Below are 20285 nucleotides of genomic sequence, written 5' to 3'. Positions count from 1 at the left end.
CGGCCGGCGGTGCGAGAGGGGCGAGGACGATGAACCTGATCGACTCCAGGGTGGGGAAGATCCTGCGCGCAGCAGGAAGCGCCCCCAGCGTCTACAACACCCAGCCGTGGCGGGTGTCCGTCACGGGCAGCACGGTGACGATCCACGCGGATCCGGCGCGTCAGCTGCAGCACTCCGACCCGCACGGCAGGGAGATGTACCTCAGCTGCGGCGCGTACCTGTTCAACGCGCGGACGGCCGCTCGCCGCGAGTCGCTGGACGCCGTGGTCCAGCTGCTGCCGGACCCGGACGACGAGCTGCTCGTCGCCGTCCTCGAGCTCGAACCCGGCAGGGTTCCCAACACCGACGAGCTCGAGCTGTCCGTGGCGATCGCGCGGCGCACTACGTCACGCATTCCGTTCGACGACCAGCCCCTGTTCTCGGACGTCCTGCACGCCATCGTGTCCGCCGCCCACGACGAGAGCGCGGACCTGCGCGTCATCCAGCCCTCCGAGCCCGCTCGCGAGGAGGTCATCGCCCTGGTCCGCCGGGCCGAGGCCCTCGCCGCCGAAGACCCCGCGGCGCGCGCCGAAGAGCTGGCCTGGACGGGGACGGACGCGGACCGCGCCGACGGGGTCCCCCAGGAGCTGCTCGGTCCCGCCAGCGCCGACGACCACGCAGCGGCCCGGCAGTTCCTGGCCAGCACGGGCGTCGCGGAGTTCGAACGCATGTCGACGATGGCCGTCCTGACGACGCCGGGCGACACACCCCGGGACTGGATCCTGGCCGGCCAGGCACTGGAGCACGTGCTGCTCGTCGCCACGACCTTCTTCGTCCGTGCGTCGTTCGCGACCACCGTCCTCGAGAACCCCACCACGCGCCACGACCTGCGCCGGGTCCTGTCCCTGGACGCGGCGCCGCAGATGCTCATGCGGCTGGGGTACAGCTCGATGCCCAAGCACACGCCCCGCCGGTCCGTCGACGAGCTCAGCGGCTAGGGTCGGCGGGGGCTGGGGTCGACGCGCTCTCCTTCAGGGTCGCCGCCAGGTCGATCTCGGTCAGCACGCCGAAGCCCTGCTCGACGAGCGCCGCACGCACGGCCGCGACGGTGTCGTCGAAGGGGCGGTGGACGGTGGTGGTGATCTCGTAGCTCATCGCGCGCTCCCGATCATGGTGCCGGTCTCCGGTCGTGCCGGACCGCTCTCGCGGCTGGCCTGTGCTGCGGTCTGTGTGGTGGACCGGGTGGCGTCCCGCCACGTGAGGTACCCGCCGTCGAGGTTGCGTACGTCGTAGCCGAGCTGGCTGAGGAGCCGGGCGGCGGTGTGCCCACGCTGCCCCACCTGGCAGTGCACGACGACCGGCGCCTCGGCCCTGATCTCATTGCGAGCTCGGGCACGGAGCTCGTCCAGCGGAACGTTCAGCGCCCGGGACCTGGCGTCGCCGGCGACGATCTCCACGGTACCGCGGGCGTGCTCGGCGGGGGTGCGGACGTCGACGAGGGTGGCGCCGTCGCGCACGAGACCGTCCAGCTCGTGCCACTGCACGCTGCGCGTCCGGCCGGTGCGGAGGTTGTCCGCGACGTAACCGAGCATGTTGACCGGGTCCTTGGCCGATCCGTACGCGGGTGCATAGGCGAGCTCGAGGTCTGCGAGGTCCGAGGCGGTCAGGCCCGCGGTGATGGCGGTGGCGAGCACGTCGATGCGCTTGTCGGCGCCGTCCTGGCCGACAGCCTGGGCGCCGAGGATCAGGTCGGTGTCCGGGTCGACGAGAAGCTTGAGCGCCAGCGGGGTGGCTCCCGGGTAGTAGCCGGCATGCTGGCTCGGGTGGGTGTGGATGACGCGGTACGGCCGTCCCTCGGCCCGCAGCCTCTTCTCGTTGCGCCCCACTGCCGCGGCGGTCAGTCCGAACACGCCGACCACGGCGGTGCCGATCGAGGGCCGCATCCCGCTCCGGCCGAGGATGACGTCCGCGACATGGCGCCCGTGCCGGTTGGCGAGGTTCGCGAGCGGGATGAGCGCGTACGGCTCCGCTTCGCCCGGCGCGGCCTGGGCGTCACGCTTGACGGCGGCGTCGCCGACGGCGAACACGTCCGGCACCGACGTGCGAAGGTCCTCGTCGACCAGGACGCCGCCGCGCGGTCCCAGAGCGGCACCGGCCAGCACGGCGAGCCCCGTGTCGGGCCGGACGCCGACGGCGGCCACGACGACGTCGGCGGGGACCTCGCCGAACTCGGTACCGGTGGCGTCGGCCAGTCTCGCCGTGGTGGGCGTCAGGGCCGACACCTGCGTCGCCGTGCGGACGTCGACGCCGTGGGACTCGAGCTCGTCCCGGACACGAACGGCCAGCTCCGGGTCCAGCGGCGGGAGCACCTGGTCGGCAAGCTCCACGAGGGTGACGGCGAGGCCTCGGCGGACCAGGTTCTCGACGACCTCCAGGCCGACGAAGCCACCGCCGATCACGACCGCGCTGCGCGCGCCGGTCCTGCCGGCGCCGTCGGCGGCACCATCGGCAGCGCCGGCGACGGCGGCCACGAGCCGGTCGGCGTCGGCCACGTCCCGCAGCACGAGCGCGCGCTCGATGCCGGGAACCGGTGGGACGACCGGGCGGGCACCGGGGCTCAGCACGAGCCGGTCGTAGGTCTCGGCGTACTCGTCGCCCGTCCGGAGGTCACGCACCGTCAGCGTGTGCGCCTCCGCGTCGACGGCGGTCACCCGGTTGCGCACCCGCACGTCGAGGCGGAACCGCGACGCGAGGCTGTCCGGCGTCTGCAGGAGCAGCGCCTCGCGGTCCTCGATGACTCCGCCCGCGTAGTACGGCAGCCCGCAGTTCGCGTACGAGACGTGGTCGCCGGCCTCCAGCACGACGATCTCGGCGTCCTCGGCCAGACGGCGGAGCCGGGTCGCCGCCGACATGCCTGCGGCGACTCCTCCGACGATGACGATCTTCATGCGGTTCCTCCTCGGCTTTGCCCCCACCATACCCCGGGGGGTATTCTGAGGAAAACCCGAGCGAAGGAGACCGGCATGTGCCGAGCGGTGACCTGCACGACGTGCGGCAAGACGACGTGGGCCGGCTGCGGCCAGCACGTCGACCAGGTGATGGCGGGCGTGCCGCGCCGCGACCAGTGCCAGGGGCACGCCGAGGAGCCCTCCAGCGGCTCGTTCCTGTCCCGCCTGTTCGGGCGCTGAACGGAGGATCGGACATGGACCTCGACCCGGACGAGATGAAGAAGGTCGGCAACCGGCTCAAGCGCGCCCAGGGCCAGCTCGCCGCCGTCGTGCGCATGGTGGACGAGGGCGCGGACTGCGCGGACGTGGTGACGCAGCTCTCCGCCGTCTCCAAGGCGCTCGACCGGGCGGGCTTCGCCGTCATCGCCTCGGGCGTGAAGCAGTGCCTCGCCGACGAGGACAACGGCGAGGCCGACCTGCAGAAGCTGGAGAAGCTCTTCCTCTCCCTCGCCTGAGCGATCGGTTCCTCCCCGCCGTCCGCCGGGATCCGTCCCGCGAGCCGCACGGAGGACCCATCATGCGCACCGTCGTCGTCCCCGGATCTGCCTCGGGAATCGGCGGCCACCCTGCGGCTCCCACCCACCTGTGCGGCCAGGTCGTCTTCATCGACGGCGGCTCCGACGCCGTCATCCGGGGCGACTCGACCTGGTGAGCGGCGGGCTCCCGACGGCAGCACGCTCCTCGAGCCCGGTGGGAGGGCCGCCGAGGGCACGCAAGGCGTACAGGATCGTCGCCAGGTCGACGAGCTCCTGCACCAGGGCACCCGTGACGGCCGGGATGGCACCTGTCATCGCCACCACCATGAGGGCGATGCTGAGCCCTATGCCGAGCCAGATCGCGGTCAGCGCCGTGCGCAGGGTGTGCCGGCCGATCGAGACGGCGTCGACGAGCCTGTCGAGCGAGTCGACGAGCAGCACGACGTCGGCGGCGTCCCCCGCGGCGGTCGCGCCCTTGGCGCCCATCGCCACCCCGACGTCGGAGGCGGCCAGCACCGGCGCGTCGTTCACTCCGTCGCCGACCATCATGACCGGGCGCGGTCGCAGCCCGGCAGCGATCCGCACCTTCTCGCCGGGCAGCAGCTCGGCACGCACGTCCTCGATGCCGACCTGCCGTGCGATCGACTCGGCCGTTCGCCGGGCGTCCCCGGTCAGCATCGTGACGTGCGCGACGCCATTGGCCCGGAGCCACGACACGACGGCGGACGACTCGGGCCGAGGATCGTCGGCGAGGACGACGACGCCGGCGAACCGCCCGTCGACCGCGACGTACGCCGCCGCCTGGCCGGGGGCGAGCTCCGCGCTGACGGTGTCCGGCGCGACGGCGCCGACGTACGCCGGCTTGCCCACGACGACCCGGCGGCCGCCGATGGTCGCCGTGACGCCGTTGGTGGCCACCTCCTCGGCCTCGTCGGCAGCGAGCAGGTCGAGGCCGTGGTCAGCTGCGGCACGACGGACGCTGTCGGCGAACACGTGCGACGAGTACTGCTCGGCGGAGGCGGCGAGCAGCAGCAGCTCGTCGGCACCGAACCCCTCCGCGGGGCGGACCGCCACGAGATCCGGCCTGCCCTGCGTGAGCGTCCCCGTCTTGTCGAACGCGGCGGACCGCAGGCGCGCGAGCTGTTCGATGACCGCGCCGCCCTTCATGATCACCCCGAGCTTGGCGGCGCGGGAGAGGCCGCTGAGAAAGGCCACGGGCGCCGCGATGAGCAGCGGGCACGGGGTGGCCAGCACCAGCACCTCGGCAAAGCGCGTCGGATCTCCCGATATCGCCCAGGCCGTGCCCGCCAGCACCAGCGAGACGGCCGTGAAGGGCACGGCGAACTGGTCGGCGAGCCGCACCACCGGGGGCCGCGACTCCTGCGCTGCCGCCACGAGCGCGACGATCTGCTGGTACTGGCTGTCCACGCTGCGACGCACGGCTCGCACCCGCACCGCCCGGGTCCCGTTCACGGCACCCGACAGCACCTCGCCGCCGGCCTCCCGGGTGACCGGAAGGCTCTCACCGGTCAGCGACGACTCGTCGAACGACCCGCCGCCGAGCAGGACCCCGTCGACGGGCACGATCTCGCCGGGCCGCACGAGGAGGACGTCCCCCACCGCGACCTCGTCCACCACGGTGTCCCGTACGCCGTCGGAGCCCGCCGCCTGCGGGTCCACGATCACGTGCGCGGTGCGCGGTGACCGGTCCAGCAGCGCCGTCAGGTCGTGCCGGGCCCGCCGGGCGGCGAAGTCCTCGAGCGCCTCACCGCCCGCGAGCATCAGCACGATGACCAGGGAGGCGACGTACTCGTCGACCGCGATGGTCGCGACCATCGCCACCACGGCGAGGATGTCCAGTCCGACGTGCCCGCGCAGCACGTCGCGCACCATCCCGACGAGCGTCCACACGACGAACCCGCCGACGTAGACCGTCGCGACCCAACGTCCTGCGGCCGGCTCGCCCCTGGCCTGGAGCGCGAGCACTGTCGCGAGCACGACGGCGGCCGCCGTGATCGCCGGGTACCGCGTCAACGCCCGCACCGGCCGCATGTGCCTCAGTCTCGCCCGCGACGGCGCAGTCGGCACAGGCGAGGACCCTGGTCCTGGAACCCGGGGCCGCCTGGCTCTGCCGCCCCGGCCTCGTGGGCTGGTGTCCTGGGCGGGATCGAAGGAGAACGACCATGAGGACCGTTGACGATGTGCCCGTGACGCCGAGCCTGGGCCGCGTCCCGGCCGATCCTGGCCCGGCAGGCCCTGGCAGGACCACGCGCGGCGCCAAGGAGCTCGGGGTGCACACCGCGCCGGACACCTCGGGGTTCCTCGGCGCGAACCTCACCGAGCGGATGCTCGCCGACACCGACCTGGTCCTGCTCGACGTGAAGTCCGGTGACCCCGACACCTACCGGCGGGTCACGGGCGGCGAGCTGGCTCCGACGCTCGCGTTCGGGCGTCGCCTCGCCCGGGCCGGCCTGACCACGTACTGACGGGAGGCCAGGTACTGCCGGGCCGGCGCGGTCCGCGGTGCGCCGGCCCGCCATGTCATCGAGGCCGGTGACCGGCGCCGAAGAGCGCCACCTTGAGCGCGCCCGTCTCGGACGGCCGCGAGAACACGTCGTAGGCCTCCTGCATCTGCGTCAGCTCGAACCGGTGGGTGATCAGCTCGGGCAGCCGCAGCCGGCCGGCGGCGACCATCCCCAGCAGCGTCGGGGTGGTGCGCGTGTCGACGAGACCCGTCGTGATCGTGAGGTCGCGGATCCACGCGGTCTCCAGGTGCAGGGTGGCCGGGGCACCGTGCACACCGACGTTCGCCACGTGGCCACCGGGCCGGACGACCTCGACGCACAGCTCGAACGTCGCGGGGATGCCGACGGCCTCGACGGCCACGTCAGCGCCGAGACCGCCGGTGAGCTCGGCGACCCGGCCGGCGACGTCGTCGGCGGAGTCGAGCGCCACGTCCGCGCCGAGGCCGGACGCCGCATCGCGGCGGCTCTTCGCCGGGTCGACGACGACGATGTGCGACGGGCTGTACAGCCGCGCAGTGGCGACCGCGGCAAGCCCGACCGGGCCGGCCCCCACGACCACCACCGTGTCCCCCGGCGTGACGGATCCGGCCAGGACACCCACCTCGTAGGCGGTGGGCAGGATGTCGGCCAGGAGGACTGCGTCCTCGTCACTGATCTCGTCGGGCAGCCGGTAGGTCGACATGTCCGCGAACGGAACCCTGACGCGCTCGGCCTGAGTTCCGTCGACGCGGTGGCCCAGGATCCAGCCGCCACCCTCCAGGCACTGGCCGTAACGTCCCTCGCGGCAGTACCGGCACCGCCCGCAGGCCGAGATGCAGGAGAGCAGGACGCGGTCGCCGACACCGAGGTTCCGGACGCCGCCCCCGACCACCTCGACGGTGCCGACGGCCTCGTGACCGAGGATCCGTCCGGGCTCGACGGTCGGCACGTCTCCCTTGAGGATGTGCAGGTCGGTGCCGCAGATCGTGACGCAGTCGATCCGGACGACGGCGTCGTCCGGGTTCTCGACGGTCGGCTCCGGCACCTCTTCCCACCCGGTGCTTCCGGGTCCGTGATAGACGAGCGCCTTCATGACTCCTCCTGGTGGCCGGGGCTCGGACATGGGCTGGCACGGGCGGCCACGGTCGGCGAGCGCCGGTCGTGGTGTCCACCCGTTCCTCGACGACACCACCGCGGACGGCTCCGGATGCAGGACCGAACGTCCCGACTTCTCAGGCCGACGGTCCCGCGTCCTGTCGGCCTGCTCCGACCGTTCGTGGGAACCTGGTCCGAGCGCACGTCCCACCACCTGACGCGTGCGGTGGAGGGGTGTGCTCATGTCGGCGTCGGCCCGGGTCCTGTTGGTCGAGGACGACCGGCAGCTCTCGGGAATGCTCGCGGAGCTGCTCCGCACCGAGGGATACTCGGTCGACGTCGCGGGCGACGGCCAGCGCGGTCTGCACCTGGGCCTGACCAGGGAGTACGACGTCCTCGTCCTCGACCGCGGCCTGCCCGCCGTCGAAGGGCTCGACCTCCTGGCCCGCCTGCGCGCCAAGGGGGTGCCGACGCCGGCGCTCGTCCTGTCCGCGCTGAGCAACCCGGCCGACCGGGTGGAGGGTCTGGACGCGGGCGCCGAGGACTACCTGGGCAAGCCGTTCGACGTCGACGAGCTGCTCGCGCGGCTGCGCGCGCTGCGCCGGCGGGCGGGGGCGACGCCGGCGAGCGCACGGGAGATCCGGCTCCCGGGCGGTACCTTCGACGTGTCGGCTCGGCGTGTCGATCTGAGCGACGGCCGGAGCGCCGACCTGTCCGAACGCGAGGCGTCGCTCCTGGAGCTCCTGGCGCGCCGCCCGAACCGCGTCTTCAGCCGGCAGGAGGTGCTCGACGAGGTGTTCCCTGACGCCGCCGACGAGGGTGTGGTCGACACCTACGTCTACTACGTGCGCCGCAAGCTCGGCCGGGGTGCCGTGGTGACGGTGCGCGGACTCGGCTACCGGTGGGGTGCGCTGTGAGCACGGCACTTGTCACCGCGGCCGAACGTGATCTCCTGCGGCGCACGAGCCGCAGGCTCGGCCTGCAGACGGGGGCCCTGGTCATGGCGTGCCTGCTGCTCGTCGCCGTGGTCGTGGTGCTCGTCGTGGCGCGCGCCTTCGCCGAGGAGGACGACCGGCGCCTCGAGTCGGCGGTCACCACCGCCGAGCACGTCGGCGCCGTGGAGCCCGGGGTCTGGGTGGCGATCGAGTCGGCCCGCGGGCTGGAGGTGTCCCCGGCGATGCCCGAGGGTCTGCCGGACCTGGAGCTGATGGCACAGGTGGCACGCACGGGACATGAGGTCCGGGAGCAGGTCGGCGTCGCCTCCGGGACCTACGAGGTGCTCACCGGGCGACAGGCGGACCGGGTCGTGCAGGCCGTCCTCGACCCGTCGGAACGGCGGGAGGAACTGGCACTGCTGGTCCTGGCCCTGTCCGTCGCCGGCGGTGTGGGCGTGGTGCTGGCCACCGTCGGCGGGTGGTGGTTCGCCCGCCGAGCGGTCCGGCCCACGGCCCAGGCCTTGGCCATGCAGCGACGCTTCGTCGCCGACGCCGGTCATGAGCTGCGCACCCCGCTCACGCTTCTGTCCACACGCGCCCAGCTGCTGCGCCGGAGGCTCGCGCAGTCGTCGTCGGACGACGCGCGTGGCATCAGCGAGGACGTCGACGGGCTGCTGGGCGACACCGCGGCGCTCACCGAGGTGCTCGACGACCTGCTCGTCGCCGCGGACATGCGCTCGGTGGACCCGGTCGCGATGGACCTTGCCGCCGTCGTCCGCGAGGTCGTCGAGGCGGCCCGTCCGACGGCCGACGAGCGTGGCGTGCGTCTTCGGGGTGAGGGCGAGCCGACGGCGCCGGTCATGGCCACCCCCGCCGCGGTCCGCCGGGCGGTGACGGCCCTGGTGGACAACGCCGTCGACCATGCCGAAGGCGAGGTGCAGGTCACGGTCCTGCTGGGCCGGAGCACGGCGAGCGTCGTGGTCGAGGATGACGGCCCCGGCCTTCCCCAGGACGGTGCCGACCTGTTCGAGCGCTTCGCCTCGCGCCGGACCCCCGACGCGGCCGCGCCGGCGCGCAGGCACTACGGACTGGGTCTGGCGCTCGTCGCCGAGATCGCCGCCCAGCACGGCGGCGACGTGACGGCGACGGGGCGCGAGGACGGTGCGCGCGGGACACGGCTCATGCTCACGCTGCCGGTCGCTGCCCCGCGTCGCCGCTGACCAGGGTCCCGTCCGGACGTACGGCCAGGACCCACGCCGCTCCCTGCCCGAGCGCCCACTCGACGCCGTCGGGACCGAGTGCGAGGACGCTGGTGGCGAGCACGTCGGCCGTGGTGAGGTCCCCGGCCACGACGGTGGCGGCGAGGAGCCCGTCCGCGGCGCGGCCCGTGCGCCCGTCCCACACGTGCTGCCCCCGCTCGTACGTGCCGGACGTCGCGACAGCGCCCTCGCGCACCTCGACCCGGGCGACGAGCTCGTCCGGCACGAGCGGCGACCTGACTCCCACTGCCCAGCTCCGGCCCGGCTCGGGGCCGCCCACGACCACGACGTCGCCGCCGGCGTTGAAGCACAGGTCACCGAAGCCCTCGGCCCGCAACAGCTCGACCGCGCGCTGGACCGCCCAGCCCTTGACGACACCGTTCGCGTCCAGGCCGCCGCCCGGTCGTCGGATGTCGAACGCACCCGCGCTGGCAGCCTGGACGCCCGCGGCGATGCTCAGTACCTCGGCGAGCTCGGGCGACGGCGCGTCCACCAGCCCTCGCTCGTACCTGCGCAGCTCGCTGTCCGCCCGGAACGGGCTGAACCGCGCGTCCTCGGCCCGCAGGAGGTCGAACGCGGAGCGTGCCGCCGCACGAGACCGGTCGTCGTCCGGGTCCCGCAGGTCGAGCGACATCGGGACCCCCATGACCGTCTCCAGGTATCGCACGGGTCAGCCCCTCGCGTCGATCGCCGACTGGACCGACTCCCGGTAGCCCTCCGAGGTGTAGGTGGCACCGGAGACCGTGTCGATGCGGGCGGACTGCGCGTCCACGACCTCCTGCGCCAGGATCGGCGTCGACCGTGCGGCGATCTGGGAGCTCTCCGGTCCGCTCGGCGCCTGCACGGTCTGGACGTCGGCGATCCGGGTGCCCGTGAACGTCACCGTCACCTGCACCGGGCCGTAGGGGGTCTGGGACACGTCCCCCGCGACGGTCACGGTCGAGGTGTCGGGCGAGCCCGTGCCGGGGTTCGACGGTGAGGTGCTCGGGTCCGGTGTGCTCTGGCTGCCGGACCCGCCCGCGGCGCCGCCCGTGTCTCCGGCCGGGACGGTGCTGCCAGGGACGGGTGCCGCGGCCTGGTCGACGGGCAGGCCGCCGAAGCGGGCGACGGCGACGGCCGCCAGCCCAGCCAGGGCTCCCAGGTAGACGAACGTGCCCCTCCAGCGACGTGCGGTCATGACAGGCTCAGCTCCTCGTGATGGACGGCGGACCTCGGGACACCGGCCGCGCGCGCTGCTCGCACGACGGTCGCGACCATGCCCGGCGGCCCGCACACGAACACGTCGCGCCGTGCGAGGTCCGGCACGAGCGCCGGCAGGTGGCCTGTGTCGAGCGGGTCGTACCCCAGCTCCGAGCGGTGCCCGACCACCGGCCGGTAGTCGATCCCTGCCGCCGCGAGCTCGTTCCCGAGGCCCAGGTCGGCCGCAGACCGGGCGCGGTGCACCACCACGACGTCGTGCCCGCGCAGCCTCAGCTCCTCGGCCAGCGCGCGCACGGGTCCCACCCCGGCGCCACCGCCGACCAGCAGCACACCGGGCCGGCGGGCACGGGCCGCGGTGAACCGCCCGAACGGCCCCTCGAGAAGGACCCGGGTTCCGGGGCGCAGCCGTGCGACCGCGCTGGAGTGGTCGCCGAGCGCCCCGACGGTGAACCGGAGGTGGTCCCCCGCAGGCGCCACGGACAGCGAGTAGGGGTGGGCGGACACCAGATGCCCGCGGACGAGAAAGCGGACCAGGAAGAACTGGCCGGCCCTCGCGCCGAGATCTCCCAGGCCGCTGCCCGAGACCCACACGCTCGTCATGCCGCCCGCCTCGGGCAGCACCGCGGTCACCCGCGGCGCATGCCGGACCACGTCGACCAGCGGCAGGATCACCCGCCAGGTCAGCAGCGCGGCCGCGGTCACCGCGTACAGCAGGACCCAGACGACGCGCGCCACCGGGGATCCGACGAAATGGGCTCCCGCGGCGATCTGGTGCCCGAACGTGAGATAGATGCCGACGTACACGCTCAGGTGCACGACGAACCAGAGCTCGTAGGAGAGGTGCTGGCGCAGCAACCGCGCACTCGTCACCCCGACCAGCACGAACACCGCTGTGCCGAGCACTGCCGAGAGCATCTCCGGCTGAGTCGTCACGATCGTCACCGCCTCGGGCCAGAGCGCACGAGCGGACAGGAGCGCACCGCCCAGGATCATCATCAGCACGTGCGTCAGGACCAGCAGGACGACGCTCGTCCCCAGGGTCCGGTGCCAGGAGACCAGCCGGTCGAGGCCGACGGCCCGCTCGAACCACGGGACCCTGCCGGTCAGGAGCACCTGGGCGCAGACCAGGACGGACGCGACCAGACCCGTGAGCTCTCCGAGCGCGGTCAGCGCCCCGCCCGGGGAGCCACCCGTCGTGGGCGGTGTACCGGTCCACCAGAAGACCGCCACGGCGACGACCGTGACGACCAGGAGGATCCGCAGGAGGAGGCCCCCGGGGTGGTTCAGCGCGACGGACCGTCCCGGCTGTCCGGTCGCCGACGGTGCGCGCGGTGGCGTGATCGTGCTCATGCCGACAGTCTCGGCGGCAAATCTCAGAGGAATCTCGGAGCGTGCGCCACCGGCGCGCAGTCCGCTCAGACGGCTCCGGCACTCGTCGCCCGACGCCGGCGGTGCCGGTGATCGGTGGCCGTCGCGTCCCGGTCGCGCAGGTTCCGGCGACGCCGGTGCAGGCGCCACGCCTCGTCGGTGCCCCAGACGATCACCGGGAACAGCACCAGGAGCGCGAGGTACTCGGCGGGCGGGGGCACGGTCCCGAACACGCGCTGCAGGGGCGGCAGGCCCACGAGCGCGGCGGCGAAGAGGATCTCGGCCCCGATGCCCCACAGCAGGAGCCGGTTGCTGAACAGGCCGATCGAGCGCAGCGAGGCGAACAGTGCGCCGTCCTGGTCGTGCACACCCCGAAGACACCCGACTCTCCGGAACCGGGGCGGTGACGACGTCCTCGCGACCCGAGCCGTCGCGAGGCGGGTCGGATGCTGGCGGCACCACTCCGTGTGCAACCGGACTCGACGAGGAGGCGGACTGAGATGGAGATCGTTCGAGGCGAACGAACGGCGCAGGAGATCGTCGGCCTGCGCGAGAAGGTACGGATGGACGAGCTCGAGGACTTCTTTCCACGGGCCATGACGGCAGCGGCCGAGGCGCTCGGAGCGCGCGGCGTGGAGCCCTCGGGGCCGCCCGTGGCGCTCTACGAGGACATGTCCGCGGAAGGGTTCGACGTGACGGCGGGTTACCCGGTCCCGGCAGGGGCCGCACCGTCGGACGACGTCGTCGCCGCGATGCTCCCGGCCGGCGCGACGGTGGAAGCGGTCCACGAGGGCCCCTACGAGACACTGACGGCGGCCCACGAAGAGCTGACCGCCTGGTTCCGGGAGAACGGGATGCCCTCGCCGACGGTCGTGTGGGAGGAGTACGTCCTCGGGCCCGAGAGCGGTGCAGATCCGAGCCGGTGGCAGACGCGGATCGTGTACCCGGTGGGCTGACCCGGCCTTTCTCCTGCCGCGTCAGGCCCTTGGTCGGTCACACGCAGGACGAAGGGCAGTCGAAGACAGGACCACCTGCCCTGCCGGGCGCGCGGGCCGGGTGCTGTCCTGGGTGAAGAGCACGGGTCGACCAGATCCGGTGTCGACGCGGCTCCAGACCGGCTGGGCCGGTCGAGGCAGGCGAGCACGGACTGAGGGAGACGAGCCATGGACGTCGGCGACGCACGGATCGAGAGGATCCTGAGAGCGGCTGGAGACGCTCCGAGCGTCTTGAACACGCAGCCGTGGCAGGTGGCGGTCACGGGGAGCACCGTGACGCTTCGTGCCGATCCGTCGAGGCAGCTCCGGCACAACGACCCGCAGGGCCGTGAGATGTTGATCAGCTGCGGGGCCTTCCTGTTCAACGCGAGGGTGGCTGCCCGGCGCGAGTCGCTGACCGCCGTCGTCACGCTCCTGCCCGACCCGGGCGACGAGCTGCTCGTCGCCGAGCTGGCGCTCGAGCCGGGCGACGACCCGAGCCCGGACGAGCTCGAGCTGTCCGTGGCGATCGAGCACCGCGCGACGTCCCGCGACCCCTTCGACGACCAGCCCCTGCCGACCGACCTCCTGGTCGCCATCCAGCGGGCCGCGGACCACGAGGGAGCCGGCCTGCGCGCGATCCAGCCCTCGGACCCCGCGCGGACAGGGGTGCTGGAGCTCGTGCGGCGGGCCGAGGCCATCGCGGCGGAGGACCTGGCCGGTCGCGACGAGGAGGCGGCTTGGACCGCCACCGAGCCGGGACGCGACGACGGCATTCCGGTCAGGTACCTCGGACGGGCGCCGAGCAACCTGGGTGCACCGGCGCGCCGGTTCCACGAGAGCGTCGGCCGGGAACGGTTCGAGCAGAACTCGACCCTCGCCGTCCTGAGCACTCCCGGCGACACGCCCCGGGACTGGGTCATGGCCGGCCAGGCGCTGGAGCGCGCGCTCCTGGTCGCCTCCGGCTACTTCGTCCGCGCGTCGTTCGCCACGACCGTCCTGGAGAACCCGACGACGCGCCACGACCTGCGCCAGGTGCTCTCCCTCGGTGGCTTCCCCCAGATGCTGATGCGGCTCGGCAACGTCGCGCGGCCGGTCCACGCGCCCCGTCGCACCGTCCGTACGACCACGCCGTAGGCCTCGGGACGACCGTCATGGACGACCCAGCTCCTTCGAACCTGTCGCCGCGGCGAAGGGCCGGTGACCGTCGACAGGTGCGCACCTCGATGCCGCGCCTCGCCCCGGCCGACGAGGCCAATCTCGTGCTCGATCACTCGGGCCAGGTCAACGTGTTCCTGGTGGCGGGCCTCCTGACGCACGGCGGCTTCGTCGGAGACGACGGAGTCCTTGACCTCCCGGCCCTTCGCACCGCACTGCAGTCGCGGATCAGCCGACTGCCGTCGCTCCGTCGCGTGGCGGTCCCCGCGGGGCGGGGGCACGCGTGGGCCGAGGTGCCACCCGACCTGGAGCACCATGTCCGGCTCGTCGAGGCCGAGGAGGCAGTCGTGGCGCTCGAACGACGATGCGGTGAGCTGATGACCGTTCCGCTCGCCCGCGACCGTCCGCTGTGGGAGCTTCTGCTCGTGCCGGGCGGCGACCTGACGGATGCCGCCTTCATCCTGCGGATCCACCACGCGATCGCCGACGGGATGTCGGCAGTCGCGCTGGTGCACGAGCTCTTCAACCCCGAAGAACGGCGAACCCGGTCGGGAGACGTTCCCGTCGACGCGCCGACGGACCATGGGCGATCCGGGCGAGCCGGGGGGTCGGCGCGGCGGGTCCGTAGGCTCGGGTTCGGGCTGCGGCGAGTCCTGACGACGATCAGCGGTCGAGGAGTCCCGCCCACGGTGTTGCTCGGCGAACGGAGCCCGAACCGGGGTGTGGCTCTCGTCGACGTCGATCTGGGCGCGCTCACGTCGCGGGCGCGCTCGTTCGGCGCGACGGTCAACGACGCACTGCTCGCCTCCGTCGCGGCGGGCTTCGAAGCCGCACTCCGCGCCGCGGGCGAGCAGGTCCCTGCGACGCTGGCCGTCTCGTCGCCGGTCGCTCTGCGGCGGCATGGGTCGGCGAGCAACCAGGTCGGGGTCATGCTGGTGAGGCTCCCCCTCGCCGGGACCGGACCGGATGACCGGCTCCGGCTCATCGCCGCTCGGACGATGGCCGAGAAGGTGCGCGCGCGTCAACAAGGCACGCTCGAGCTGATGCGCGGTCCTCTCGGTGCGCGCCTCATGGACGGCGTCGGCCATCGGCAGCACCTCGTCGCCGGCTTCGTGACGAACGTGCCCGGCCCCGCCGAGACGATGCGCCTCGCGGGCGCGCCCATCACGGCCATCTGGCCGGTCGCGGTGCTCGCGGCCAACGTTCGGATCGGCGTCGCAGCGACGTCGTATGCCGGCCGCCTGCGCTGCGGGGTTCACTTCGACGCGCGGAATGTGCCTGGTGCCGCGTTCGCAGCAGCCATGCAGAACGAGCTCGCGTGCCTGGACGACCGTTCCAGGAAGGCTCACTTCGAAAGGGATGCGTCATGACTGCTGTCGTGCTGTACGAGTCGATGTTCGGGAACACCCGCCAGATCGCCCAGGCGATCGGTGACGGCCTCTCGGACCTGACCGATGTCCGCGTGGAACCGGCGTCTGCGGGTCCCGATCTGGCGGTCGACCTGGTGGTGATCGGTGCGCCCACCCATGCGCACACCCTGCCGCAGGCGTCGTCGAGGGAGGATGCGGCGAGCTGGGCGGCCGACCCGGACCAGCATCTCGTCCTCGAACCCGGCGCCGCCAAGCCCGGGGTGCGGGAGTGGATCGAGTCCCTCTCCACCCCGCCGGCCGCTTGGGCCGCATTCGGCACACGCGTGGACATCCCGCGTATCTTCGCCGGCGATGCCTCGGCGGGGATCGAGCGACGGATCCGGCGGCTCCACTCACGTCCGGTCGCCGATTCCGAGTGCTTCCTCGTGACCACGAAGAACGTACTCGTGGACGGCGAGCTCGATCGGGCCCGCGAGTGGGGTCGCTCGCTCGGCCAGGCCGTGAGATGACATATACCGCAGGCGCCCGGACGTCGTGAGGTGCGGTTCCGAGGAGATGAAACATGCGTAACGCCTGGTACCGCGGCATCGTCGTCGGGGTCGACGGCTCCGCCCACAGCATGGCAGCCGTCGACTGGGCGGCGCTGACAGCCGACCGGCACGGGGCGCGGCTCACTGTGCTGAGCGCCTACGTCACCCCGCCGTCGAACACGGCCGCCACCCTGGCTGTCAGCGTCGCGGACCTGCGCGCGGACGCCCTCGACGCCGTCGAGCGCGCGGTCACCCGGCTGGACGACGCGCACCCCGGCGGCCACACGGTCGAGGAGCAGATCGTGCACGGCGAACCGGCCTACCTGCTTGTTCGGCGGTCCAGGTCTGCCGACCTGGTGGTCGTCGGCCGACGCGGACTCGGTGCGCTGGACCGGGCGGTGCTCGGCTCGGTGTCGGGATCGCTCGCGGCCTCGGCACACGGTCCCGTGGCCGTGATCCCGGCCGGGGCGGAGGCCGGCGAACCGGGCCGGGTGGTGGTCGGCGTGAGCAGCGACGACGCCGCCCCTCAGCTCGACCTGGGCTTCGCGGAGGCGCAGCAGCGTGCCTGTCCGCTGGTGGCGGTGCACGTGATGGAGCCAGACCCCGCGGCAGGCATTGACCTCGGCATGCCGGGCACGGGGTACCCGGAGACCGAGCGGGAGAGCGTGCGGCGACAGGTCACCCGGTGGTCCGAGAAGTACCCCACGGTGTCCCGGACGGTCGTCTTCACGAGCGGCAACACGGTGGATGCCATCCTCGACGAGCTCCGGCCGGACGACCTGGCCGTCCTCGGTGGGCAGCCTCACGCTCCGACGGTCGGGCGGCTCCGGTACTCCGTCGCGGACGCCGTTCTCCGGCGGTCGCGCAACCCCGTGATCGTGGCTCATCAGCAGGACTGACCCGCTCCGTCCGGCCCCATGGTGCCGGCGGAGGCAAGCACGAGGGCCGCGAGGGAAGGCCGGCTACCCTAGGGGCCAGTCCTCTACCATCGGCCAGGTGCTGAAGACCTACCCTCCCGGCGCCCCGTCCGACGGGGACCTGGTCCGTGCCGCGCGGGCCGGCGAGACGAGTGCGGTCGGTCTCCTCCTGGCACGGCACCGACCCGCCATGCTCGCGGTCGCGACCAGCGTGCTGGGTCACGTCCCGGACGCCGAGGACGCCGTCCAGGAGGCCGCGCTCGTGGCCCTGCTGCGGATCGACGACCTGCGGGACGTGGACGCGGCAGGGCCGTGGCTCAGGTCCGTCGTGCGCAACGCCTGCAGGATGCGGCGGCGGGCGCGGTCCGACCTGCCCCTGGACGAGCAGCACGCGGACCGGCTCCCGAGCATCGAGCCGGACCCCGCGGACCTGCTGGACCGGTACGCCAGTCGCGACTGGTTGTGGGCCGCTCTCGGCGAGCTGCCCACGGACCTGCGCCTGACGCTGGTCCTGCGGCACCTCGGCGGGCTGCCGGCCTACCGCGACATCGCGACGACCCTTCAGATCCCCGTCGGCACGGTCCGCAGCCGGCTCGCGGAGGCTCGGCGGCGTCTCGCGAACGCGTTGCTCGCCACCGCCGAGGCCGCGCACGACGACGTCGCCGCGGTGACCCGCACCCGTCGTGGCGAGGCCGCCGAGATGCTGGCGGCGGCCGACCGGGGCGAGTTCGGCTCGGCGCTGGGCGAGTGGTGGTCGCCGCTCGTGGAGTCGACGTGGCCACGCGGGCACACCACGACGGGGCACGACTACATCCTGCGGGCCATGGCGGCGGACGTCGCCGACGGCGTGCGTCATCGGCTCGCCGACGTCGTGGCTGGTCATGACCTCGCCCTGTGGGAGATCGAGCTGCTCAACCCGCCTCAGGACCCGGAGCACTGCCCGCCCGGCGCACTGTGGGTCCTGCGCCTGGAGGACGGCCTGGTCCGACGGGCCCACCTGTTCCACCGCCCGCGGGAGTGACGGACGTCACTCTCCTCGCGCCGAACTTCCTGACGCCGCCGAGCATCGTGAAGGTGTGAACACACGGATGACGGACCCGACCGAGCTCGCGGAGAGCGTCGAGGCCGAGATGATGTACCGCTACGAGACGAACGCGCCGGCCCTCGCACAGGAGGGGCTCGGGATCGCGACGACCCGGATGGGCGGCGGCGTGGTGCTGTCCGCCCGCCTCGACCCGTTCGACTACTGGAGCAAGGCGCTCGGGTTCGGGTTCGCGGAACCCGTCACGCACGAGCTGGTCGACCGGGTCGTCGCCTTCTACCGCGAACAGGGCACGCCCACCGCCGTCATCCAGGTGGCGCCGTCGGTGCTGCCGCGCGACTGGGCGCAGATCCAGGACGCCCACGGGCTGCGGTCAGCGGGATCATGGCTGAAGCTGGCGGCGCCGATCGCCGACGTCCGGGCCGAGGCCCGCACCGACCTGCGGGTGGGACCGGTCGGCGAGGCCGACGCGCACGAGTGGGCCTCCGTCGTCTCCCGTGCCTTCGACATGGAGAACGCCGCCATAGTCGCGATGATCGCCGAGAGCGTGCGGCACCCTGCCGCCACCCCGTTCGCCGCCTGGGACGGCGACACGATCGTGGCCGGCGCGAACCTCTACGTGCACGGCACGGTCGCCTCCCTGAACTCCGGCGCGACGCTGCCGGACCATCGTGGCCGCGGCGCCCAGTCGGCGCTGATCGCCGCACGCCTGGCCGCCGCGCGTGCCGCCGGCGCCACCTGGGTGGTCTCCGAGACCGGCGCGCCCGCACCGGGCGAGCTGAACCAGTCCCTGGCCAACCTGCAGCGCGCCGGCCTGCAGGTCCGCTACGCACGCCAGAACTGGCGCTGGCGCGCCTAGACCGAGGCCTGGCACCGAGCCGGCCCGGCCGGGACCGCTCCGGGTCAGTCCAGGTGCTGCAGGTCCGGCCACAGGGCGTCCCAGCCGCCCGTCGGGCTGCGGCACTCCAGGATCGACACGCCCTGTTCCTCGTTGTCGACGCCCACGCCGTTGTCGAGCCGCCCCCGGACCGCGCACTCCTCGAACCGGCGGTCCCAGACACCAGGGGCCTCGGTGAGGACCAGGGCGACGGTCGAGGACGCCGGGGGCGGCCCGTACTCCCACAGCTCGTTGTGCCCCGAGTACACGGCGGGCAGCCCGAGCTCGGGACCGTACCGGTCCACGGCCCCGGCCTCGCCGTAGTTCTGCGTCAGGACGACCGTCCGGTCGCGGTCCTCCGCGGGGAGCGCCGCGTACACGTCTGCGACCTGCCGGACGTAGGCGGGCCAGCCGACGGCGTCCTGCGCCGAGGAGTTGATGTCGGCGATCGGCGTGCTGCCCAGCACCGCCACCGGCACCAGCGGCAGGCTGATGACCAGGCATATCGCCGCGTTCAGCGCTACCGTCACCACGACCGCCCGCCGCCAGGCGGTCCCGGCCCAGTCCGCGATCGGCACGCATCCCGCCGCGAACAGCACCGACAGCAGGCCCGTCGCGTAGTACGTCTGGGACCCGGCCACCCAGGTGAACGCGAGCAGCACCGGGTAGGCGACCACCAGGAAGCGCAGCAGGGGCCGACGGCGCCACAACCACACCAGCCCCACGAGCCACACCAGGGTCAGCGGCACGCCGAGCGTGAGCAGCTGGAACAGCCACATCTCGGAGCGCACGTCGGCGGCGTTGTTCTCGCCCAGCGCCGCACCCATCGCGAGCTGCGGCCAGCCGTTCGTGGCCTGGAACACCAGGTTCGGCAGGCCCACGAGGAGTGCGACGACGGCGCCGGCCCACGGCCACGGTGTCGCGAGCGGCCACCGGACCGGGGCGGCGGACCCGTGCAGCATCCGCCACGGCCAGCCGACGATCAGCCCCAGCAGGATCCCGCCGAGCAGCGCCACCACCAGCAGCTTGTTGTACAGCGCGACGCCCGTGACCAGCCCGGCGGCGAGCCACCAGCGGGGGTCTCGCTGCACGGCCCGGATCACGCACAGCAGGACCGCCGGCCACATGACCAGGTCCAGGCTCGAGGTGAGCAGCGTGTGCCCGAACGCCACGGGGATCGCCGCCGTCCCGTAACCCCAGGCGGCCAGCGCCTGCGCTCCCGCGCGCCCACCCAGCTCACGGGCGACGAGCGCGATCACGACGATCGCGGTCAGGTGCGCGAGCGTCGCCGGGATGCGCATCACGAGAAGCGTGTCGCCGAACAGCTCGGCGAAGGTCCGCGCCAGCCACGGCGTCAGGGGCGGCTGGTCCACGTATCCCCAGGCCGGCTCCAGCATGCGGAAGTACAGCTCGTCCCGGTGATACCCGTACTGCGTGCTGGTCGCGGTCAGCAGCACGCCGAGCACCAGCACCGCGGCGACCACAGGACGCCACGCCACGGCGGGCCGCGGGCCGGTGGGCCGGACCTCGGCGGGGTACGCCGGGCCTCGGAGCGAGTCGGGTGGTGCGGACGCGTCCGCCATGGTCCGGAGC

At 73.2% G+C, this 20285-nt stretch carries 22 protein-coding genes and 1 pseudogene; 14 read left to right on the top strand and 9 right to left on the bottom strand.

What is annotated here, in order from left to right; translation table 11 throughout:
- The first annotated feature begins 29 nt into the window (after nucleotides 1–29).
- Nucleotides 30–977 carry a nitroreductase family protein gene (locus AB0I29_RS04815; protein WP_285102115.1) on the top strand — a complete coding sequence of 316 codons (948 nt, stop codon included), beginning with the start codon at nucleotides 30–32 and terminating at the stop codon, nucleotides 975–977.
- Here AB0I29_RS04815 and AB0I29_RS04810 read toward each other — a convergent pair.
- Together AB0I29_RS04810 and AB0I29_RS04805 are read right to left on the bottom strand one after the other, a co-directional pair.
- Nucleotides 967–1134, bottom strand: coding sequence for a DUF302 domain-containing protein (locus tag AB0I29_RS04810; RefSeq protein WP_357478669.1), 168 nt, complete (start codon nucleotides 1132–1134; stop codon nucleotides 967–969). The genes AB0I29_RS04815 and AB0I29_RS04810 overlap by 11 nt on opposite strands.
- Nucleotides 1131–2927, bottom strand: a complete 1797-nt coding sequence (locus tag AB0I29_RS04805; RefSeq protein ID WP_357478666.1) for an FAD-dependent oxidoreductase — start codon at nucleotides 2925–2927, stop codon at nucleotides 1131–1133. The genes AB0I29_RS04810 and AB0I29_RS04805 overlap by 4 nt, the downstream gene beginning before the upstream one ends.
- 75 nt (nucleotides 2928–3002) lie before the next feature.
- On the opposite strand from AB0I29_RS04805, the gene AB0I29_RS04800 reads away from it, so the two are divergent.
- The 3 genes from AB0I29_RS04800 (at nucleotide 3003) to AB0I29_RS04790 (ending at nucleotide 3639) form a co-directional block, all read left to right on the top strand.
- Nucleotides 3003–3167 carry a hypothetical protein gene (locus AB0I29_RS04800; RefSeq protein WP_357478664.1) on the top strand — a complete coding sequence of 55 codons (165 nt, stop codon included), beginning with the start codon at nucleotides 3003–3005 and terminating at the stop codon, nucleotides 3165–3167.
- Between the two features lie 14 nt (nucleotides 3168–3181).
- Entirely contained in the window at nucleotides 3182–3442 is a 261-nt protein-coding gene (locus AB0I29_RS04795) for a metal-sensitive transcriptional regulator (protein ID WP_285102119.1), read from the top strand.
- Between the two features lie 62 nt (nucleotides 3443–3504).
- Nucleotides 3505–3639: a hypothetical protein gene (locus tag AB0I29_RS04790; protein WP_357478661.1), complete on the top strand. Its 135-nt coding sequence runs from the start codon at nucleotides 3505–3507 to the stop codon at nucleotides 3637–3639.
- Here the strand turns inward: AB0I29_RS04790 and AB0I29_RS04785 are convergent.
- The gene (locus tag AB0I29_RS04785; protein ID WP_357478658.1) at nucleotides 3614–5515 is read right to left on the bottom strand and encodes a heavy metal translocating P-type ATPase; all 1902 of its coding nucleotides are present in this window, start codon (nucleotides 5513–5515) and stop codon (nucleotides 3614–3616) included. The genes AB0I29_RS04790 and AB0I29_RS04785 overlap by 26 nt on opposite strands.
- Before the next feature lie 218 nt (nucleotides 5516–5733).
- Between AB0I29_RS04785 and AB0I29_RS04780 the strand changes: the two are divergent.
- A pseudogene (locus tag AB0I29_RS04780) lies at nucleotides 5734–5925 on the top strand (pyruvate formate-lyase 1-activating enzyme); the annotation flags it as partial.
- Between the two features lie 79 nt (nucleotides 5926–6004).
- Here AB0I29_RS04780 and AB0I29_RS04775 read toward each other — a convergent pair.
- A complete protein-coding gene (locus AB0I29_RS04775) occupies nucleotides 6005–7060 on the bottom strand; it encodes an alcohol dehydrogenase catalytic domain-containing protein (RefSeq protein ID WP_357478656.1) in 1056 nt (351 codons plus the stop codon).
- 244 nt (nucleotides 7061–7304) lie between these two features.
- Between AB0I29_RS04775 and AB0I29_RS04770 the strand changes: the two genes are divergently transcribed.
- The gene (locus AB0I29_RS04770; RefSeq protein ID WP_357478653.1) at nucleotides 7305–7979 is read left to right on the top strand and encodes a response regulator transcription factor; all 675 of its coding nucleotides are present in this window, start codon (nucleotides 7305–7307) and stop codon (nucleotides 7977–7979) included.
- Nucleotides 7976–9217 (top strand): HAMP domain-containing sensor histidine kinase, encoded by a 1242-nt coding sequence (locus AB0I29_RS04765; protein ID WP_357478650.1) that lies wholly within the window; start codon nucleotides 7976–7978, stop codon nucleotides 9215–9217. Before AB0I29_RS04770 ends, AB0I29_RS04765 begins: the two co-directional genes overlap by 4 nt.
- Here AB0I29_RS04765 and AB0I29_RS04760 read toward each other — a convergent pair.
- The 4 genes from AB0I29_RS04760 to AB0I29_RS04745 all read right to left on the bottom strand — a co-directional run bounded on the left by AB0I29_RS04760 (nucleotide 9183) and on the right by AB0I29_RS04745 (nucleotide 12192).
- Nucleotides 9183–9923: an FAD:protein FMN transferase gene (locus AB0I29_RS04760; protein ID WP_357478647.1), complete on the bottom strand. Its 741-nt coding sequence runs from the start codon at nucleotides 9921–9923 to the stop codon at nucleotides 9183–9185. The genes AB0I29_RS04765 and AB0I29_RS04760 overlap by 35 nt on opposite strands.
- A 3-nt stretch (nucleotides 9924–9926) precedes the next feature.
- Nucleotides 9927–10433: an FMN-binding protein gene (locus AB0I29_RS04755; protein ID WP_357478644.1), complete on the bottom strand. Its 507-nt coding sequence runs from the start codon at nucleotides 10431–10433 to the stop codon at nucleotides 9927–9929.
- A complete protein-coding gene (locus tag AB0I29_RS04750) occupies nucleotides 10430–11806 on the bottom strand; it encodes a ferredoxin reductase family protein (protein WP_357478641.1) in 1377 nt (458 codons plus the stop codon). The genes AB0I29_RS04755 and AB0I29_RS04750 overlap by 4 nt, the downstream gene beginning before the upstream one ends.
- A gap of 65 nt (nucleotides 11807–11871) precedes the next feature.
- Nucleotides 11872–12192, bottom strand: coding sequence for a cation-translocating P-type ATPase C-terminal domain-containing protein (locus AB0I29_RS04745; protein ID WP_285102128.1), 321 nt, complete (start codon nucleotides 12190–12192; stop codon nucleotides 11872–11874).
- A gap of 132 nt (nucleotides 12193–12324) precedes the next feature.
- Between AB0I29_RS04745 and AB0I29_RS04740 the strand changes: the two genes are divergently transcribed.
- From AB0I29_RS04740 to AB0I29_RS04710, 7 genes are all read left to right on the top strand, one after another.
- Nucleotides 12325–12780, top strand: a complete 456-nt coding sequence (locus tag AB0I29_RS04740; RefSeq protein WP_357478637.1) for a GyrI-like domain-containing protein — start codon at nucleotides 12325–12327, stop codon at nucleotides 12778–12780.
- A 312-nt stretch (nucleotides 12781–13092) separates the two neighbouring features.
- Nucleotides 13093–13935: a hypothetical protein gene (locus tag AB0I29_RS04735; protein ID WP_357478634.1), complete on the top strand. Its 843-nt coding sequence runs from the start codon at nucleotides 13093–13095 to the stop codon at nucleotides 13933–13935.
- Nucleotides 13936–14012: 77 nt separating this feature from the next.
- Nucleotides 14013–15326, top strand: coding sequence for a wax ester/triacylglycerol synthase domain-containing protein (locus AB0I29_RS04730; RefSeq protein ID WP_357478632.1), 1314 nt, complete (start codon nucleotides 14013–14015; stop codon nucleotides 15324–15326).
- Nucleotides 15327–15334: 8 nt separating this feature from the next.
- Nucleotides 15335–15835, top strand: a complete 501-nt coding sequence (locus tag AB0I29_RS04725; protein ID WP_357478628.1) for a hypothetical protein — start codon at nucleotides 15335–15337, stop codon at nucleotides 15833–15835.
- 53 nt (nucleotides 15836–15888) lie between these two features.
- The gene (locus AB0I29_RS04720; protein WP_357478625.1) at nucleotides 15889–16755 is read left to right on the top strand and encodes a universal stress protein; all 867 of its coding nucleotides are present in this window, start codon (nucleotides 15889–15891) and stop codon (nucleotides 16753–16755) included.
- 97 nt (nucleotides 16756–16852) lie between these two features.
- Nucleotides 16853–17794: a sigma-70 family RNA polymerase sigma factor gene (locus AB0I29_RS04715; RefSeq protein ID WP_357478622.1), complete on the top strand. Its 942-nt coding sequence runs from the start codon at nucleotides 16853–16855 to the stop codon at nucleotides 17792–17794.
- A 67-nt stretch (nucleotides 17795–17861) separates the two neighbouring features.
- A complete protein-coding gene (locus tag AB0I29_RS04710) occupies nucleotides 17862–18674 on the top strand; it encodes a GNAT family N-acetyltransferase (RefSeq protein WP_357478618.1) in 813 nt (270 codons plus the stop codon).
- 44 nt (nucleotides 18675–18718) lie between these two features.
- On the opposite strand, the gene AB0I29_RS04705 is transcribed toward AB0I29_RS04710, so the two are convergent.
- Nucleotides 18719–20275 carry a glycosyltransferase family 39 protein gene (locus tag AB0I29_RS04705; RefSeq protein WP_357478615.1) on the bottom strand — a complete coding sequence of 519 codons (1557 nt, stop codon included), beginning with the start codon at nucleotides 20273–20275 and terminating at the stop codon, nucleotides 18719–18721.
- Nucleotides 20276–20285: the final 10 nt, after the last annotated feature.

Source organism: Promicromonospora sp. NPDC050262 (genome assembly GCF_040655935.1).
In the GTDB taxonomy this organism is placed as follows: domain Bacteria; phylum Actinomycetota; class Actinomycetes; order Actinomycetales; family Cellulomonadaceae; genus Promicromonospora.
Note: the sequence above shows the minus strand (reverse complement) of the source record. Positions and strands in the feature narration are given on the sequence as shown.

Coding starts and splice junctions, on each gene's coding strand:
- AB0I29_RS04785 (WP_357478658.1), bottom strand. CDS start 5,515: ATGCGGCCGGTGCGGGCGTTGACGCGGTACCCGGCGATCACGGCGGCC.
- AB0I29_RS04795 (WP_285102119.1), top strand. CDS start 3,182: ATGGACCTCGACCCGGACGAGATGAAGAAGGTCGGCAACCGGCTCAAG.
- AB0I29_RS04720 (WP_357478625.1), top strand. CDS start 15,889: ATGCGTAACGCCTGGTACCGCGGCATCGTCGTCGGGGTCGACGGCTCC.
- AB0I29_RS04810 (WP_357478669.1), bottom strand. CDS start 1,134: ATGAGCTACGAGATCACCACCACCGTCCACCGCCCCTTCGACGACACC.
- AB0I29_RS04755 (WP_357478644.1), bottom strand. CDS start 10,433: ATGACCGCACGTCGCTGGAGGGGCACGTTCGTCTACCTGGGAGCCCTG.
- AB0I29_RS04710 (WP_357478618.1), top strand. CDS start 17,862: ATGACGGACCCGACCGAGCTCGCGGAGAGCGTCGAGGCCGAGATGATG.
- AB0I29_RS04805 (WP_357478666.1), bottom strand. CDS start 2,927: ATGAAGATCGTCATCGTCGGAGGAGTCGCCGCAGGCATGTCGGCGGCG.
- AB0I29_RS04740 (WP_357478637.1), top strand. CDS start 12,325: ATGGAGATCGTTCGAGGCGAACGAACGGCGCAGGAGATCGTCGGCCTG.
- AB0I29_RS04705 (WP_357478615.1), bottom strand. CDS start 20,275: ATGGCGGACGCGTCCGCACCACCCGACTCGCTCCGAGGCCCGGCGTAC.
- AB0I29_RS04790 (WP_357478661.1), top strand. CDS start 3,505: ATGCGCACCGTCGTCGTCCCCGGATCTGCCTCGGGAATCGGCGGCCAC.
- AB0I29_RS04815 (WP_285102115.1), top strand. CDS start 30: ATGAACCTGATCGACTCCAGGGTGGGGAAGATCCTGCGCGCAGCAGGA.
- AB0I29_RS04750 (WP_357478641.1), bottom strand. CDS start 11,806: ATGAGCACGATCACGCCACCGCGCGCACCGTCGGCGACCGGACAGCCG.
- AB0I29_RS04770 (WP_357478653.1), top strand. CDS start 7,305: ATGTCGGCGTCGGCCCGGGTCCTGTTGGTCGAGGACGACCGGCAGCTC.
- AB0I29_RS04800 (WP_357478664.1), top strand. CDS start 3,003: ATGTGCCGAGCGGTGACCTGCACGACGTGCGGCAAGACGACGTGGGCC.
- AB0I29_RS04775 (WP_357478656.1), bottom strand. CDS start 7,060: ATGAAGGCGCTCGTCTATCACGGACCCGGAAGCACCGGGTGGGAAGAG.